Annotated in this window: 15 protein-coding genes; 8 read left to right on the top strand and 7 right to left on the bottom strand. The window is 53.9% G+C overall.

The features are described from left to right. Positions 1-70 precede the first annotated feature (70 nt). The 6 genes from ABKW30_RS11960 to ABKW30_RS11935 all read left to right on the top strand — a co-directional run bounded on the left by ABKW30_RS11960 (position 71) and on the right by ABKW30_RS11935 (position 7,304). Positions 71-1,249, top strand: coding sequence for an HlyD family secretion protein (locus ABKW30_RS11960; protein ID WP_348599157.1), 1,179 nt, complete (start codon positions 71-73; stop codon positions 1,247-1,249). A gap of 33 nt (positions 1,250-1,282) precedes the next feature. Then, on the top strand, positions 1,283-2,875 hold the full coding sequence (locus ABKW30_RS11955) for a DHA2 family efflux MFS transporter permease subunit (protein WP_348599156.1): 1,593 nt from the start codon (positions 1,283-1,285) through the stop codon (positions 2,873-2,875). Between the two features lie 390 nt (positions 2,876-3,265). Then, entirely contained in the window at positions 3,266-4,372 is a 1,107-nt protein-coding gene (locus ABKW30_RS11950) for an ABC transporter substrate-binding protein (protein ID WP_348599155.1), read from the top strand. 158 nt (positions 4,373-4,530) lie between these two features. After that, positions 4,531-5,436: an ABC transporter permease subunit gene (locus ABKW30_RS11945; RefSeq protein ID WP_348599154.1), complete on the top strand. Its 906-nt coding sequence runs from the start codon at positions 4,531-4,533 to the stop codon at positions 5,434-5,436. Then, a complete protein-coding gene (locus tag ABKW30_RS11940; protein WP_348599153.1) occupies positions 5,433-6,224 on the top strand; it encodes an ABC transporter permease in 792 nt (263 codons plus the stop codon). The genes ABKW30_RS11945 and ABKW30_RS11940 overlap by 4 nt, the downstream gene beginning before the upstream one ends. 15 nt (positions 6,225-6,239) lie before the next feature. Then, positions 6,240-7,304 (top strand): ABC transporter ATP-binding protein, encoded by a 1,065-nt coding sequence (locus ABKW30_RS11935; RefSeq protein ID WP_348599152.1) that lies wholly within the window; start codon positions 6,240-6,242, stop codon positions 7,302-7,304. Positions 7,305-7,409: 105 nt separating this feature from the next. Here the strand turns inward: ABKW30_RS11935 and ABKW30_RS11930 are convergent, their stop codons facing one another. From ABKW30_RS11930 to ABKW30_RS11905, 6 genes are all read right to left on the bottom strand, one after another. Next, positions 7,410-7,826: a hypothetical protein gene (locus ABKW30_RS11930; RefSeq protein WP_348599151.1), complete on the bottom strand. Its 417-nt coding sequence runs from the start codon at positions 7,824-7,826 to the stop codon at positions 7,410-7,412. A 155-nt stretch (positions 7,827-7,981) separates the two neighbouring features. Further along, the gene (locus ABKW30_RS11925) at positions 7,982-9,148 is read right to left on the bottom strand and encodes an iron-containing alcohol dehydrogenase (protein WP_348599150.1); all 1,167 of its coding nucleotides are present in this window, start codon (positions 9,146-9,148) and stop codon (positions 7,982-7,984) included. Positions 9,149-9,159: 11 nt separating this feature from the next. Beyond that, a complete protein-coding gene (locus ABKW30_RS11920) occupies positions 9,160-10,545 on the bottom strand; it encodes an aldehyde dehydrogenase family protein (RefSeq protein WP_348599149.1) in 1,386 nt (461 codons plus the stop codon). Positions 10,546-10,583: 38 nt separating this feature from the next. After that, complete coding sequence (locus tag ABKW30_RS11915; RefSeq protein ID WP_348599148.1) at positions 10,584-11,954, bottom strand: glutamine synthetase family protein; 1,371 nt, start codon at positions 11,952-11,954, stop codon at positions 10,584-10,586. A gap of 75 nt (positions 11,955-12,029) precedes the next feature. Continuing rightward, positions 12,030-13,523, bottom strand: a complete 1,494-nt coding sequence (locus tag ABKW30_RS11910) for an amino acid permease (RefSeq protein ID WP_348599147.1) — start codon at positions 13,521-13,523, stop codon at positions 12,030-12,032. Between the two features lie 71 nt (positions 13,524-13,594). Further along, the gene (locus tag ABKW30_RS11905; RefSeq protein WP_348599146.1) at positions 13,595-14,380 is read right to left on the bottom strand and encodes an N-formylglutamate amidohydrolase; all 786 of its coding nucleotides are present in this window, start codon (positions 14,378-14,380) and stop codon (positions 13,595-13,597) included. A 136-nt stretch (positions 14,381-14,516) separates the two neighbouring features. Here ABKW30_RS11905 and ABKW30_RS11900 point away from each other — a divergent pair, with 136 nt between their 5' ends. Continuing rightward, positions 14,517-15,350 carry a MurR/RpiR family transcriptional regulator gene (locus ABKW30_RS11900; RefSeq protein ID WP_348599145.1) on the top strand — a complete coding sequence of 278 codons (834 nt, stop codon included), beginning with the start codon at positions 14,517-14,519 and terminating at the stop codon, positions 15,348-15,350. A gap of 7 nt (positions 15,351-15,357) precedes the next feature. On the opposite strand, the gene ABKW30_RS11895 is transcribed toward ABKW30_RS11900, so the two are convergent. Beyond that, on the bottom strand, positions 15,358-16,419 hold the full coding sequence (locus ABKW30_RS11895; protein WP_348599144.1) for an endonuclease/exonuclease/phosphatase family protein: 1,062 nt from the start codon (positions 16,417-16,419) through the stop codon (positions 15,358-15,360). 234 nt (positions 16,420-16,653) lie between these two features. Between ABKW30_RS11895 and gndA the strand changes: the two genes are divergently transcribed. Continuing rightward, positions 16,654-18,069, top strand: a complete 1,416-nt coding sequence (gndA, locus tag ABKW30_RS11890; protein WP_348599143.1) for an NADP-dependent phosphogluconate dehydrogenase — start codon at positions 16,654-16,656, stop codon at positions 18,067-18,069. Positions 18,070-18,075: the final 6 nt, after the last annotated feature.

The raw sequence follows: 18,075 nt of genomic DNA, 5'->3' as shown, positions 1-18,075 counted from the left end.
GCTATGTCAATGATCGAACCGACTGGTTCAATCAGTTTTATGGCTGAACATCCGTAGAAAGAAGCCCCAAATGCCTGCGTCCAAAGCAACTAACGAAGCTGAGATCCGTCAGTTCCCGGCTCCAGTTTCAAAAGCCGAAATGCCTGCGACTACAGAAGCGCCGCAACATGATGTTGCCGCTGAAGTGAAGACGCCCGAGCCTCCCAAGCGCTCCCGCAAACGGCTGGTGCTGACGACCCTTTTGGTCGCAGCACTGGCTGGCGGTGCCTATTTCGGTTACGAATACTGGACAACTGGCCGTTTCATGGTCTCTACCGATGATGCCTATATACAGGGCGACATCACTGCCATCGCGCCGAAAGTGACCGGCTATATCGATACGATCAATGTTGTTGCCAATCAGCGCGTCAAAGCTGGTGATCCATTGATCACACTCGACAACGGCGATTACACGCTTGCCGAAGAACAAGCCGAGGCCCAGATCGCCACGCAGAAACTGTCCCTTGATCGCATCAAGGCACAGACGGAGGCTGCACGGGCATCGCTGACTGAAGCGCAGGCAGGCAAGTTGAGCGCTCAGGCAGTATTGACCAATGCGCAGGCCGGTTCCGTACGGGCCAACCAGTTGCACGCAACACGGTTTGCCTCACAATCCACTCTTGACGATGCAACTGCCGCATTGGATCAGGCCAAGGCCAATCTCGCCTCTGCCGATGCCAAGATCGCCAGCGCTGTAGCCAATGTCGGCGTTCTGGAAGCGCAATATAAAGAGGCTGAGGGCACCGTCGCTTCGCTGGTCCTGTCGAAAGACAAGGCTGCTCGCGACCTCAGCTTCACCGTCATCCGCGCGCCGGTTGATGGCGTTATCGGCAATCTTGCCGCCAAGAAGGGTGATCTTGTCAGCCCCGGTCAGCGTCTTGCTGCTCTCGTTCCCGTAAACGCGCTCTATATCGACGCGAATTACAAGGAAACACAGCTACGCGACATTACCGTTGGTGAAAAGGTTCATGTGCGGGTTGATGCGCTTGATGGTGAGACATTCGAAGGCACAGTGGCCTCGATTGCCCCTGCATCGGGTGCAGTGTTCTCCCTGCTTCCACCGGAAAACGCCACGGGTAACTTCACCAAGGTTGTACAGCGCGTCCCTGTGCGTATCGCCTTGCCGGAAGACGCTTTGGCGAGCGGCAAATTGCAGGCTGGCCTGAGTGTGGTCGTCGATATCGATACACGCACGGCTCCAGCCAAGTAAAATCCGGTTCCGGGATCGGAAAGGGCCAAGATCATGGCAAATGCAACGACAGCAGCCGGCGGTCCGGGCGCTCCAGCCATTCCGGAAGAAAAGATTGATCCAAAAAAAGCCATTGCCTTTCTGGCGATGGTCTTCGGCATGTTCATGGCGATCCTGGACATTCAGATCGTTTCGGCTTCGCTTGCCGAAATTCAAGCTGGTCTTAGCGCCAGCTCGGACGAAATTTCCTGGGTGCAGACCTCTTATCTGATCGCCGAAGTTATCATGATCCCCCTGTCCGGCTTTCTCGGGCGGCTGGTTTCAACGCGTATTCTGTTTTCCGTATCGGCAGCAGGCTTCACCGCAGCCAGCGTTCTATGTGCCACGGCAACCAACATCGACCAGATGATCGTCTACCGCGCCATTCAGGGCTTCATTGGCGGTGGCATGATCCCCAGCGTGTTTGCCGCAGCATTTACGATCTTTCCGCCATCCAAGCGCTCTATCGTCTCGCCGATGATCGGCCTCGTCGCTACACTTGCACCAACAATTGGACCGACAGTCGGCGGTTATCTCAGCCATGCCTTTTCATGGCACTGGCTGTTTCTCGTCAACGTCATTCCCGGCATCGTGGTGGCAATCGCCGCATGGAACCTGATTGACTTCGACAAGGGTGATCGCTCGCTTTTGAGCAAATTCGACTGGTGGGGACTGGCCGGCATGGCCGCGTTCCTCGGATCGCTCGAATATGTTCTCGAAGAAGGCCCGCGCAATGACTGGCTGCAGGATCATGCGGTTTATTATTGCAGCATCGTGATGGTCGTTGGCGCCATTATCTTCTTCTATCGCGCCTTTACTGCCGAGCAGCCAATCGTTGACCTTTTCGCGTTTAAAAACCTGAACTTTGCCTTCGGATCAGCCTTTTCATTCGTGCTTGGCATAGGGCTCTACGGGCTCACCTATATTTATCCCGTCTATCTCGGGCAAATCCGTGGTTATGATGCATTGATGATAGGTGAAGCACTGTTCGTCAGCGGCCTCGCCATGTTCTTCACTGCGCCCATAGCGGGCTTTCTGTCCGGCCGCATGGACCCGCGCTTCATGATCATGATCGGCTTTCTCGGCTTCGGCGCGGGAACCTGGACCATGACGCATCTGACCGCCGACTGGGATTTCTACGAGTTGCTCATACCGCAGATTCTGCGCGGCTGTTCGCTCATGCTGTGCATGGTGCCTATCAACAATCTCGCGCTCGGAACTCTGCCGCTCGCCCGCCTGAAAAACGCCTCCGGCCTGTTTAACCTGATGCGTAACCTTGGCGGTGCAGTTGGTCTGGCTGTGATCAACCAGATTCTCACGGATCGCGGTGCCCTGCATTATGCCCAGCTTTCCGAGAATGTCCGTTGGGGCAATCCGGAAGCAGAAGACCTCATGAATTCGATGTCGAAGAACTTTGCTTCGCATGGGCTTGATGGGCCAACGACTGCTTTGAGCAGAATTTCGGGAATGGTGCATCAGCAGGCATCGCTGCTGTCGTTCATGGATGTGTTCTACATCCTGACAATGCTTTTCGCACTTCTTGCAGTATTTGCGCTTCTCATGCGTAAGCCGGGAGCACCTGCATCAGGCGGTGGTGGCGGGCATTAATTTGCCCGTCCTATTCACTATTTCCTCCGTGCACTACAGAAATTAACTTAGTCCCCTAACTTAAATTGGATCGTTCGAGATTGTTTTTGTTAATAAGCGTGTCGCATTTTTCTGAAAACGACACCGCTTCAAGCTCAATCTGCCGCCCCAGACAATGTTTTTGTCGTTATTGAAGTAATTTTGAAGCGATTGGGAATACCCCGGAAATTTAGACTTCCCCCGAATTGCTAAGCCGCCGAAAAAGTGGTTCACTTGTCGATACTGCTCAGGGAAAGTCTGTTCACCAGCATGTCACAGGTCTGTCATCCAACTGACATGAGAGACCTATATCGGGTGCTGGAACGTCGGACAAAAGAGCCAATGACGTATCGCTCAAACAGGGGTCTAAAAATGGTAGGTTACACAAAACGCTTGGTGGCGCTGTCGACTGCTGTGCTTTTTGCCAGCACGGCAATTTCCTTTGCTGAAGCACCGGCAGAACTGGTTGCTGCTGCTAAGAAAGAAGGCACGCTCACCACAATCGCATTGCCGCACGACTGGTGCGCTTATGGCGACATGGTAGCTGGCTTCAAGGCCAAGTATGGCATCGAAGTCAACGAGCTGAACCCGGATGCTGGCTCAGGCGATGAAATCGAAGCGATCAAAGCCAACAAGGACAATAAGGGCCCGCAGGCTCCTGACGTCATCGACGTCGGCTTTGCCTTTGGTCCATCGGCCAAGAGCGACGGCCTGACACAACCTTACAAAGTATCCACTTGGGACTCCATTCCTGACAACGTCAAGGATGCTGAAGGTCATTGGTATGGCGACTATTACGGCGTTCTGTCCTTCCAGGTAAACACCGACATCGTGAAGGAAGTACCAAAGGATTGGGCCGACCTGCTCAAACCTGAATATGCCAATGCTGTTGCCCTTGCCGGCGACCCACGAGCGTCCAACCAGGCGATCCTCGCTGTCGGTGCTGCTGGCGTTTCAACAAGCGGTGGTGCTTATGGAGCAGCTGCTGGTGAGGCAGGTCTCAAGTACTTCGCTGACCTCAACAAGGCAGGCAACTTCGTTCCTGTTATCGGCAAGTCCGGTACACTGGCTCAGGGTGCAACACCGATCATCATCAACTGGGATTACAACGCGCTTTCCGGCCGTGACACACTCAAGGGCAACCCGCCTGTAGAAGTTGTTGTTCCAGCCTCCGGCGTTGTTGCCGGTGTTTATGTTCAGGCAATCAGCGCTTACGCACCGCATCCAAACGCAGCAAAGCTCTGGATGGAGTATCTCTATTCCGACGAAGGTCAGTTGACATGGCTCAAGGGCTATTGCCATCCGATCCGTTTCAACGACCTTGTAAAGAACAACAAGGTTCCACAGGAATTGCTCGACAAGCTGCCACCGGCAGCAGCCTATGAAAAGGCGATCTTCCCAACACTCGACGAACAGGCAGCTGCCAAGGACGTCATCACCAAGGGATGGGACAAGATCGTAGGAGCCAACGTCAAGTAATACAGGATAGGAAATCCCCGCGGTCCGCCGCGGGGATTTTTCCATCAAATCAAGGCCTCTGCGGTCTTGGATGCGATGATGAACAGATTTTCCTGGCTGGCTGCACTGCCTTTTAGGCGGCAGCATAATGTTACTTATACAATACGGTTCCAACACTCATGAGTGCAGTTACAGAACAAGACGTTTCACCACCGGTCCCACCTGCAGCGAATGAGCGTAAGCGCCTGTCGCTCGACTGGCTCGGCGTCATGCCGTTCATCATTTTTGCCGTATTGTTTTTGATATGGCCGACAATCTATCTGATTGCCGGAGCCTTTCAGGACAATCAGGGCAATCTGACACTCGCGAATATTGCGAACCTTTTCCAGCCGTCCATCATGGATGCGTACTGGATTTCCATCAAAATCTCCTTTGCATCGGCAGTTCTCGGTGCAGCCATAGGTTTCTGTGTCGCGGCGGCAGTAACACTTGGCGGGCTTCCCTCGTGGATTCGCTCGCCGCTGATGACGTTTTCGGGCGTGGCATCCAATTTTGCCGGCGTGCCATTGGCCTTTGCCTTTCTTGCGACACTCGGGCGAACAGGTCTTGTCACGACGTTTCTATACAATGTCTTTGGCTTCAATCTTTACGGCCATGGCTTCAATCTGCTCAGTTTCTGGGGCCTGACGATCACCTATCTCTACTTCCAGATTCCATTGATGATCCTCATCATTACACCCGCCTTGGACGGGTTGAAAAAGGAATGGAAGGAAGCAGCGCTTATTCTCGGCGCAACCGGCCCGCAATATTGGCGCATGGTGGCCTTTCCTATTCTTTGGCCTGCACTGCTGGGAACGATGCTTCTGCTCTTTGCGAATTCGTTCGGCGCGATCGCAACCGCATATGCTTTGACCGGTTCATCCCTCAGCATTGTGCCTATCGTGCTCTTCGCCCAGATACGCGGCGATGTCTTGCAGGACCCGCATCTGGGCTATGCACTCGCCTTCGGCATGATTGTAATCACCGGCGTTTCCAACGGCATTTACATCTGGATGCGCGCGCGCAGCGAACGGTGGCTCAAATGAAAACCAATCGTTTCTGGTCTTGGATCGCGCTGGCATTCGGCATTATTTACTTTATCGTGCCACTCATTGGCACGTTGGAATTTTCCCTGCGTATGCGCCGCGGCATCTATTCACTCGACGCCTATTGGGTCATCCTCAGTGATCCGCGTTTCCAGGCAACATTCGCCTATTCAATCATTATGGCGCTGGTTACTATCGTTGTCGGCATCGTACTGGTCGTCCCTACGGCTTACTGGGTCCGCCTGCGGCTTCCCGGCTGGCGTCCATTCCTCGAATTCATCACGTTGCTGCCGCTGGTCATCCCGGCTATCGTTGTCGTGTTCGGCTATATCCGCCTCTACAACACATCTTCGTTCCTGCCTTTGACCGGCTCCGCCATGGGCACCAATATATTGCTGGTCTTTGGTTATACGATGCTGGCGCTTCCTTATATGTATCGCGCAGTTGATACCGGCCTTGGCGCTATCGATATCCGCACCATGACTGAAGCCGCCGAAAGCCTCGGAGCAAGCCGGGTGAAAATCATGTGGAGCGTTATTCTCCCGAATGTGCTGGTTGCCGTCCTCTCCGGTGCCTTCCTGACCTTCGCTATTGTCATCGGTGAATTCACCATGGCTGCGCTACTCAACCGTCCAGCGTTCGGACCATTCCTGCAGCTTATCGGTGCAAACCGTGCCTATGAGCCCGCAGCACTGGCGGTTATTTCCTTTGCAATCACGTGGATTTGCATGGGTCTTATTCAGATCGTCACCCGTCTCAATAAATCCCTCGCCGCCACCAAGCGCTAAGACCGGATCGAAACAATGTCATTTCTCACCATCAGCCATTTGAAAAAGAGTTTTGGAGCGACCACGGTTGTTCATGATTTCAATCTCGATATCGAGAAGGGTGAGTTCATTTCCTTCCTCGGGCCCAGCGGTTGCGGCAAGACAACGGTACTGCGCATGGTGGCCGGGTTCGAAACTCCGACATCCGGAAAGATCAGTATCGGCGGCAAGGACGTGGTGAACCTCAAGCCAAACCAGCGCAATATTGGCATGGTATTCCAAGCTTATGCGTTGTTTCCGAACATGACTGTTTCCCAGAATGTTGCGTTCGGATTGAAGGTTGCGAAGAAGCCACAAGCGGAGATCGATGCAACTGTTCATGAAATGCTGTCGCTGATCAAGCTCGATCATTTGGCGGACCGGTATCCCTACCAGCTTTCCGGCGGCCAGCAGCAGCGCGTTGCTCTTGCTCGCGCGCTGGCAACCAAGCCGCAGGTCCTTCTGCTGGACGAACCACTATCTGCGCTCGACGCCAAGATTCGCGTTTCGCTGCGCGAGGAAATTCGCGCCATCCAGCGCAAACTGGGCATCACCACAATTTTCGTGACGCATGATCAGGAAGAAGCACTGTCGATTTCTGACCGGATCGTCGTGATGTATGAAGGCAAGGCCGAACAGGTCGGTGCACCGTTCGAGATTTACAATCACCCGTCGTCGCGTTTCGTCGCTTCATTTGTCGGCACGCTGAACACGCTTGATGCCACCGTCCGCGATGCAGCAGCCGGTGTCATCGCAATCGACGGCAAGGATGTGATCATCGGTCAGAAGATCATCAATCACAAGACAGGCGACAAGATTTCGCTTGCCGTACGCCCGGAAGCCGTCAGTCTTGGCGAAGCTACGGATAAGCGTGAAACCACGCTGGACGGCAAGATCAACAGCGTGCATTTCCTTGGCTCGGTAATCCGTATTCGTGCATCGCTGGGAGAAAACACAGTCTCATTCGATACGTTCAACAATCCGAGCGCCCCTCCGCCCTCACCCGGTGAAAATGTGAAGGTCAGCCTCGCAGCACAGGATATGCTCCTGCTGGGACAGTAGCAAGAATCCCGTTAGTCGGAAAGATCGGGATTAATCTCGTCAGTCCATTGCTCGCTCACCTAAGAGATCAGCCAAACCTAGCTCATTGCACTCTTTGCCTATCCGTTATACGTGAAACGATTCGGTTCGCTGCCCGACTACTGAAATGCGTCGTATGTTGCGGGAAAGCAATATAACGCAAAAATACAACCCGAAGAGCGCACCAAATGTGTTCAGACTATTCTCAAGTGGCAAACCGGGCTTCCACACGAAGGCAGTCAACCATGCTGAGAGCATCAGACTCTCTACAAAACCACGTACGAGAGTCTCACGCCACGATTCCAACCGAGGTGGCTGCATGCTGAATCCGGAATGTTCCAAGCCGATAGCAACAGGCAAATAGAGAGCTGAAATAACCGTTTTCAATACAACAAGATCTGTTGGTTGACCTGAGAAATAGGTTATGCTGGCAATAACAACTGGAAGACAAAGACATAGCACGAACTGCAACGGCGCTGGCAAACGTTCGGCTTTCTTTTTCATCAGTCTGTTTTTCACCTCGATATCTACCGAGCTTCATATCATGCAGAAGAATCGTGATATATACGACTTTGGTGGTAACCTTATTGCCTTCAGGAAGCAAAAAGGGCGCCGTTGCCAGCGCCCTTTTAATTTGACCATCAAAGCTCGCCTTTCGGTTACCCCTTGATTGCCTCGTCCAGCAGCTTGAGTGCTGCTTGTTTGGTCAGTTCAACAGGATTGCCTCCCGCCGTTGGGTCGACGATTGCCATATCGGCAATCAATTCCTTGCGTGCATCATCCATATCCAGATCCTTGATCAGACCGGGCAATGCATGAGGTACTTTGAGGTCGGTCCGCAGGTTGATGATCGCCTTGGCAAAACCATCGAAACCACCTTTGATACCAATATAGTTGGCAAGCCGCCCGATACGCTCTTCGATGGCATCACGGTTGAATGCAAGCACGTAGGGCATGAATACGGCATTGGTCATGCCGTGATGCGTGTCGTAAAGCGCGCCGATCGGGTGGGATAGCGAATGGATCGCGCCAAGACCCTTCTGGAAGGCAGTCGCGCCCATGGCAGCAGCGCTCATCATATGCGCCCGCGCCGTCAGGTCGCTGCCATTGGCATAGGCTTTTGGCAGGTTCTCGAACACGAGCCGAATGCCCTCAACGGCAATGCCATCCGCCATCGGGTGATAGCCCGGCGCGCAATAGGCTTCCAGGCAATGCGCCAGAGCGTCCATGCCGGTACCTGCGGTAATGAATGCAGGCATACCCACCGACAACTCAGGATCAGCAATGACAATTGCCGGAAGAAGCTTCGGATGAAAGATCACCTTTTTCGTGTGTGTGGCTTCGTTGGTGATAACACCGGCACGGCCAACTTCAGAGCCGGTTCCGGCTGTGGTCGGCACGGCAATGATCGGTGCGATCATGTCGCTATTGGCGCGGGTCCACCAATCACCAATATCCTCGAAATCCCAGATCGGGCGCGTTTGTCCGGCTTGGAACGCGATCAGTTTGCCAAGGTCCAGCGCCGAACCGCCACCGAAAGCAATAACGCCATCATGCTTGCCTTGCTTGAATACGGCGATACCCGCTGTCAGATTGGATTCCACCGGATTTGGCTTTACGTCCGAAAACACGCCGTAGGGAACTTTGGCATCATCGAGAATTTTCAACGTGCTTGCCACGACCGGCAGTTTGGCCAGACCCGGATCAGTGACGAAAAGCGGATTCCTGATCCCCGTCGCTTCCAGAACTTCCGGCAATTCCTTTATGCGTCCTGCGCCAAAACGCACCGTGGTTGGATAATTCCATTTGGAAATAAGCTGGCCCATATTATTCTCTCTTAGATTTCTTCACGCAGGTGGTAGGATTTAGGTCGTGTCAGATTGCCATAGCCGATGCCGGACATGGCAGCACCCTTGCCTGTGTCTTTCACGCCCGTCCAGACCAGCGCCGGATCGATATAATCGCAGCGGTTCATGAACACCGTACCGGTCTCGATACGGTCGCCAATCAAAGCCGCGTGATCCGTATCTGTGGTCCACAATGAAGCAGTAAGCCCATAGGGACTGTCATTCATCAAGGCCACTGCCTCCTCGTCATTGCGCACTTTCATGATGCCGACAATTGGCCCGAAGCTTTCTTCGCGCATGACGCTCATCTGATGATCGACATCGGTCAGCACTTCCGGTGCTAGATAGGGCGAACCGGCCTTATCATTGGCAACGCTCATATTGACGTGTGACTTCGCGCCCTTGCGCAATGCTTCGGCTTTCTGCTCGCGCACAAGTTCGGCAAAGCGTGTCTGGGCCATAGGCCCCATCGTCGTTGCCTGATCCAGCGGATTGCCTACGACATATTGCTTGGTCAGGTCGATAAAGCCATCGACAAAGCGGTCATAGATATTCTCGTGAACATAGATGCGCTCAATACCGCAGCAGCATTGGCCGGAATTGAAGAATGCGCCGTCGACGAGATTGGCAACCGCATGGTCGAGATTGACATCCGGCAGAACATAGGCCGGGTCTTTGCCGCCAAGTTCCAGACCCAAGGTCATGAACGTGCCGGCGGCAGCTTTTTCGATGGCGCGACCACCACCGACCGAGCCGGTGAAATTCACATGGTCAATGCGCCCTGAGGCCAGCAGTTTTTCCGTCTGTGCATGTCCCAGTACAATGTTCTGAAACACACCCTTTGGCAGACCGGCCTTTTCGAAAGCCTGTGCGAAACGTTCGCCCACCAGCAAGGTCTGTGCGGCGTGTTTCAGGATCACGCTATTGCCTGCCATCAGTGCGGGAATGATTGTATTGACGGCTGTGAGATATGGATAGTTCCACGGTGCAATCACCATGACAACGCCAAGCGGCACATGCTTGATGTAACGGCGGAAACCCGGCCTATCATTCTCGATGATAGGTGCAAGCGCCTGCTCGGCAATCTTGACCATGTAGCGTGTGCGTTCTTCGACGCCACCCTTTTCACCACCATAACGCACCGGGCGCCCCATCTGCCAAGCTATTTCAGGTACGATTTCATCGTTCATCGACAGCAATGCATCAAGCGCAGCAAGGCAAAGCCGCCCGCGTTCGGCGATGCTCGTCTGCGCCCATCCGGCTTGCGCCTGCTTTGCAGACTCAACGGCGGCGTCAATCGCCTTGTCACTGGCAACGGGACGCTCGGCATAAACCGTGCCATCAATGGGCGTAATCAGTTTGACCGTTTCGGCCATGTTAAAACCTCTAGTCTGCTTATGTTATTTTCAGTTCTTCAATACCGTTCGAAGCCGCGATGCAACTCCCAATCTGTCACGCGGCGATCATATTCAAACTGTTCCCACTTTGCGGTGTGGACATAGTGCTCAACCACGTCTTCACCGAGCGCTTCCTTGAGCATTTTTGAGCGGGCAAGCGTGTCGGTTGCCTCGCGCAATGTCTTTGGAATCTCGCGCAATTTTGCCCCGCCATAGGCGTCACCCTGAAACGGCTTGCCCAGTTCCAGCTTCTCATCGATACCGGCAAGGCCCGAGGCAATGAGGCCGGCAAATGCGAGATAGGGGTTCAGATCCGCTCCGCCGATCCGGCATTCAATACGGATCGCCTTTGAACCTTCACCGCAAAGTCGGAAACCTGCCGTGCGGTTATCGAGACTCCAGACATTTTTCGTCGGCGCGAATGTACCGGCCTGAAAGCGCTTGTAGGAGTTGATATAGGGCGCGAGGAAATAGGTGAAATCATCGGCATATTTCAGCTGCCCGGCCACCCACTGCCGCATCAGCGGCGACATGGTGTATTCCGCATTCTTGTCATAGAAAAGCGGCGTCTTGCCGTCTGCACTCCACAAGGAATTGTGGACATGGCTGGAGCTGCCGGCGAGTGCGTAATCATACTTCGCCATAAAGGTGATCGCCTTGCCCATCTGGGTAGCGATTTCCTTGCAGCCATTCTTCATGACCACATGACGATCGGCCATTTCCAGCGCTTCGGCATAACGTACATTAATCTCTTCCTGCCCCGGACCCCATTCGCCCTTGGAGTTTTCAACCGGGATACCCGCATCGAACAAACCGTTGCGGATGGCGCGCATCACCGCGTCTTCCTTCGTGGTCATCTGGATCACGTAGTCCTGGATGTAGGGCGAAGCCGTCGTCATGCCCTTCCAGTGCTTGGCGCGGGCCGTTTCATAGGTCTCATCGAACAGATAAAATTCCAACTCCGAGGCGAAGTAGGCGAGATAGCCGCGATCTTTCAAACGGGCGAGCTGGCGCTTGAGAATAGCGCGCGGCGAATGAGAGAGGTCTTCATGGTGATGGTGATCGAGGATGTCGCAAAGCACCAGTGCGCATTTTTCCAGCCATGGAATAAAGCGTATGGTCGTCAAATCCGGTTTGATGACGAAATCACCATAGCCCTGTTTCCAGCTTGCAGCCTTGTAGCCCGGCACCGGCTCCATATCGATATCGTTGGCCAGCAGATAATTGCAGCCATGCGTCTCATCATGCGCGGATTCCACGAAGAAGCTTGCGTGAAACCGCTTGCCGATCAACCGGCCCTGCATGTCGACGAAACAAGCCAGAACAGTATCGATTTCACCGCTGGTTACGCGGCTTTTCAGTTCGTCAAAAGTCAGATGTCCAGCCATTTTTTCCTCGATAAGGCGAGTGGGGCAATGATGCTGCGCCCGGAAGAGACCGGGCGCAACTTAGCTTATGGCCTGTCAGGCCGTTTCAGCATTTTCGAGAGCGAATTCCTCTTCGGGCGACAGAATGAGTTTGTGCCGACCGATAAAGGCAAAGTAGGCGATAAACACCGCAAACCAGATCGCAACCCCCACAATCCCCTGCCGATAGACCGGATCGGTCAACTGGAAGTAGAGTGTTACTATGGCAATGATGATTGTCAGCACGGCACCCGGAACACCGAATGGATTACGGAATGGCCGTTCGATATGCGGATGGTTCTTGCGCAGCAGAATGAAGGACACAGCCTGCATGATATAGCTCAGCATCGCGCCAAAGACAGCCATGTTGAGCAGCGTGAAACCAATGACAGCACCGCCACGCTCGGAACCGAGCAGGAACCAGAGGCTGAGGATCACCAGCAGGCCGAGAGTTGCACCGGCAATCATGGCAACATGCGGTGTCTTGCGTGTGCCATGGGTGACAGACAGGACGGTCGGAAAATAACCGGCCCGGCTGAGCGAAAATATTTGCCGTCCTTGCGCAAAGATAATGGTGTGGAAAGATGCGATAAGCCCAAGCACAGCCACGAGCGCAAGGCCCTTGGCGATACCCTCGCCGTAGATGGCCTTGAAGCCGTCCAGCAATGGTTCACCCGATGAGCCGAGTGCAAAAGCCCCGATCCCTGCAACCGAAGGATTGAACGTCAGGATTGCGAAAGCGGAAACGACCAGTGTGAGAACGCCGAAAATAATGCCTTTGGGCATATCGCGCTTTGGATCAACGGATTCTTCCGCAGCAAGCGGTAATTGCTCGATTGCAAGGAACAGCCAGACAGCAAACGGCAACGCGGCAAGTGCGCCGGTAATGCCGTTGGGGAGAAATGGTCCATTTCCTTCCGGAAGCTCGACACCACCGGGTCCGATATTCATCGCCCAGCGTGAGAAGTCCATATGTCCGATGGCCGATATCCAGAATACCACCAGACAGGCAAGCGCGAGGACGGTCACAACCAATGTCACACGGAATGACAGCGCCACGCCCCATATGTTGAGCGCCAGAAAGACAATATAGGCCGCAACCCACCAGACCGGCTGAAATTCCGCCGAAGTGCCAAATATGCCCGTCAGGTAAGAACCTATGAAAAAGACGATCACCGCAGGCGTAAGAACATATTCGACATTCTCTGCCAAGCCGGTCAGAAAGCCTCCCCAAGGCCCCATCGAAGTGCGGGCAAACGAATAGGCTGCACCAGTATGAGGCAGAGCCGGAGACATCTCCGCAATGGCGAAGGTCAGCCCAAGATACATGATGGCGATGATAACGGTTGCGATGAACATACCGCCCCATCCGCCTTGAAGGAGGCCACCGTTCCAGCCTGAAAAATGACCTGATATCACGGCACCGACGCCGAGGGCCCAGAGGTGCCATACATTCGCATGCCGAATGAGTTGGCGTTTCTCAAAATACTGCTTGTCGCGCGTTTGGTACGCGACACTCCCGACAACTTTTTTATTGTCTGCACTTGCCATGATTATCCCCTTTAACTGATGATTAAATCGACTATGAGTGCATGCCCGGCCGCCGCATAGCGGCGATCAATTCAATTCTTCCCCAAGGTTTCCTGTAAGATCAGGGCGAGTTTTTCGCCCCAGTGTTTTTCCTCATGCGCATTGGTGATCAAGTCATTGCGTATTTCGACCATGACACATGAATGGTCCGCCGCCCGGGCATGACGCTCGAGCGTGTAGTAAACGCGGTCCGCGGGAGAGTAGGGTTCATTGTCTCCTACACTCAAGGATTCGTCACGCTTCAACCCGGCAATAAGAGGCGCAGAAAGTCTCTCATCAGCATCATGAATGATGCCGATATGCCATGGCCGCTTAACGCCGCGATAGACCGGCGTATAGGAGTGAACCGCAATAAATACCGGCTCCGGCAGTCCTGCGGCCTTGCGTTCCTGCACCAGCCTTTCAATAGCCGCGTGATAAGGCTTGTGCGAAAGCTCGATACGCTCCCGGCGCGCTTTATCGTTCAAGTTTTCGTTGGCTGGTATAATGGTTGCTTCACTCAAGGAAGGAACGAGATCCGGCGCATCAAGCGGACGATTACAGTCGATGATAAGACGCGATACGCAAGATTCGACAAGCGGCGCATCCAGCAAGCGACTCATCACGGCGCTCACGCCAAGCGCACCGGGGTCCCAGGCAATGTGTTTCTGCAGATCGCCATCGTGCAGGCCGAGCGTGCCAAAACCGTCGGGTATATAATTGGACGCATGATCGCACAGGATAATGCAGGGCCCCACCCCTTCCGGGTTTGTCACCCGAACAGGAGTCCATTCCTTGGATAGTGCCTGCGGCGCACCGCTCGCTATGGTCCGGCCCATTTTTGCCCTTTTCGGCAAACTGTACTTTACGTTACATTTTGTATTTTTATTTCCACTCTCGTATGATTTGATACATAACAATCAAAATTGTCAAATCCGAAATTGACGTTTTATGATTCGGACGGGGGACGCATTCATGAGCACCAGCATTTCCGAGCTTATCGCAGAAAAGATCGACGCGATGCCGGCCTCGGAACGCAGGGCAGCCCAGACATTGATTGCCAATTACCCACTGATCGGCTTGCGAACCGTGGCAGAATTTTCGGGCCAAGCTGGGGTTTCCTCGCCTACAATCCTGCGGTTCGTTGCCCGTCTGGGTTTTCAGAGCTATCCTGAATTTCAGAGTGCGCTTCAGGAAGAGCTGGCAGCGCAGGTTCAATCACCCTGGAATCGCGCGGCGACAATCCAACGCCCAAAAGGCGGCGCTACCTTCCCGCTTATGGAAGCCGCAATCGAAAATATTCGCGAGACATTCCAGCATCTTTCAGCTCAGCAGCTTGACGATGTGACCAATGCGATCAGTCGCAATCGCTCGCGTCTCTATCTGCTTGGCGGGCGTTTCACTGACCCGATCGCTACATACATGGCTGCCCATCTCAAGATTGTCCGCACCGGCGTGACACATCTTGCAGGACAGGAAAGCCATTGGCGCGATCAGTTGATCGATATGGGCAAGAAAGACGTACTGATCGTTTTCGATATCCGCCGCTATCAGGACAGCCTTTTACGTTTTGCCGAAAAGGCTCAGGCGCGCGGCGTCGAGATTGTGCTTGTCACCGACCAGTGGCTTTCACCGATTGCGCGTTTCGCCAAACACGTCATTGCTGGCCGTACTGCTGTCCCTTCACCTTGGGACTCATCAGCCGCCTTATTCCTGATTGCCGAAACACTGGTCGCCGAAGTCACGCGCAAACTTGAGCAAAGCAGTGCGGATCGTATCCACGATCTGGAGCAATTGCGCGACACCTGAACGGCGATCATGCGGGACCGTCGGCAACCTCCTGTGCTTCTACTTTCATTGGTTTATATTTAAAAGTCGCACAGATTATTCCGTGGTCATTCGTCCCGGACTGTTTGTGATCATCGAAATTCAGATGGTCATTGTTGACTGTCATTCCGTCGAACATCCAGATACGCCGCTTTGAGTTGTCATAGAACTCCTCGCTGACCAGAATGTGGTCAAGTGACTCCATGATGTCCTGATGGATGTGCGTATAATAGACGTCTCGCGTGCTGCGATACTCCTGCAGGGTCTGCGCCGTATAGAGACTGACATCTCCTCCGCCAAGCGAATCCCCAACAAGATAGCGTGGCTGTTCCGTCAGAATATTCGCCGTATTGCTCAGCTGGCCGTCATTGATATCGCCAAGGACGATGACCGGCGTACGACTGCCTTTCATCTGTTCAGTCAACAGGAAGCGCAACGCGGCAGCTTCGGCGGTGCGGCGAATAGTGGAAATGGCCGCGCCGATACTTGTCGCATGCTTCTTGTAGGTGGTTTCATCGGTCTTGAACCACGACTCCCTGAAAACCTGCGTTGGTCCCTTCGATTTGAAATGACAGACATAAACATGCACCGGTTCATGATCCTCGCGTGGGCGCACTTGAAAATGCAGGACAGGACGAGAGAAACTGGGAATTGAAACGCTGATCGCTGGCGTCTGGGGATCGTCGCCGGAACTCTTCAGCATGAACTTGTCGGGAAACCGTTCGATCCACTCCGGCTGACCAGTTAAAAGCCCTTTGCGGACGATTGCAGCGCAAACGATACGTTTGCCATTGGCCGTCTCCGGTACAACCAGCTCATATTCAGCCGCCAGACCGGAGGCTTCAAGGGCACGCGTGATGGAAGCAGGATGCCAAAGCTCCTGAAATCCGAAAATATCCGGTTGCAGAAGCCGGATAGTCCGGCTCGTCCATTCAATCTTGCTGTTATATTCCTCCTGCGACCAGCCATCTTTGTCGGTATAGATTGGCACGCCCGGCTCATTGAGATTGTAGAGATTGAATGTACCTATGCTCAGGCTTTTGAGTTTCATAATAATCCCTCGCAAACAAATGGCTAAAAAATAATAACATATCAAAACCTGTATTACGCGCGGATGACATTTATGGCCCGGGATTCGATGATCGAAATTTCGTCATTTGCCATTGCCGCCAACGCTCATTGATATACTAATGCTGTCCCGGGTCGGAAAAGCCTCTCTTGGGCCTTTCACCTGTCGGATGAGTTATCGAATTATGCCCCTATTGAATGTGTAAGGACCAAAATCATGCAGCAAGCTGACATCGGATTGATCGGCCTCGGCGTCATGGGTACCAATCTGGCGCTGAACATCGCCGAGAATGGTTATCGCGTTGCGGTTTTCAACAGAACCGTTGCCAAGACAAATGAATTTTATGCCGATGCAGGTGACCTGCAGGACAAGATCATCGCGTGTGAAACGCTGGAGGACCTTGCCAAAAACATTCGTGCCCCGCGCCCGATCATTCTCATGGTCAAGGCTGGCGAGGCGGTGGACGAACAGATCGCCGCTCTGAAGCCTTTCCTCGCCAAGGAAGACATCATCATCGACGCAGGCAATGCAAATTTCCACGATACGGTTCGCCGCCTTGCCGAACTCGGCGCCAATGATCCGACCTTTGTCGGCATGGGTGTTTCCGGCGGTGAAGAAGGGGCGCGGCACGGCCCTTCGATCATGGTCGGCGGCACGCCTGAATCCTATGCGCGTATTGAGCCGGTTCTGACGGCGATCTCCGCAAAGTATGAGGGCGAATCCTGCTCTGCCCTGCTTGGTCCGGACGGTGCCGGTCATTTCGTCAAGACCATCCATAATGGCATTGAATATGCCGATATGCAGATGATCGCCGAAGTCTATGGCGTGCTGCGTGATGGCCTTGGCCTGACATCGGAAGCTATCGGCAAGATTTTCGACAAGTGGAATGCCGGTCCGCTGAATTCCTATCTTATCGAAATCACTGCGAAGGTTTTGCTTGCTACCGACAAGAAGACCGGCAAGCCCGCAGTCGATATCATTCTTGACAGCGCCGGACAGAAGGGCACTGGCCGCTGGGCTGCCATCGAGGCGCAAATGCTGGGTATTCCCGCCACTGGCATTGAGGCTGCCGTTGCTGCCCGCTCCATCTCCTCAATGGTCAAACAGCGTGCGGAAGCGGAAAAAGCCTATGGCGATCTCGGGACTGCCAAGCTTTCCGACAACAGCCAGGCTTTTATCGATGCGCTGGAGCAGGGTCTGCTAGCGGGTAAAATTGCCGCCTATGCGCAAGGGTTCGATGTCATGGTTGGCGCTTCGAAGGAGCGTGGCTGGGATATCCCGCTTGCGACCACGGCCCGTATCTGGCGCGCTGGCTGTATCATCCGTTCGCAGTTTCTCGATCAGATCGCAGCAGCGTTTGAAGGCAGTGAAGGCACCAACCTTCTGCTCGTACCAGCCTTCGTCGAACGCATGAAATCCGGCTCGAAATCCCTGCGCAAGGTCGTTTCCGAAGCTTCACTTGCGGGTCTTCCTGTCCCTGCTCTGTCTGCCGCCCTCAACTATTTCGATGGCTTCCGTCAGGCTCGGGGTACTGCAAACGTCATTCAGGCTCAGCGTGATTTCTTCGGCGCTCATGGCTTCAAACGCCTTGGCGAAGAAGGGGATTTCCACGGACCTTGGTCAGACGCTTAAGTAACG

The organism is Phyllobacterium sp. SB3 (genome assembly GCF_040009165.1).
Lineage (GTDB): Bacteria > Pseudomonadota > Alphaproteobacteria > Rhizobiales > Rhizobiaceae > Phyllobacterium.
Note: the sequence above shows the minus strand (reverse complement) of the source record. Positions and strands in the feature narration are given on the sequence as shown.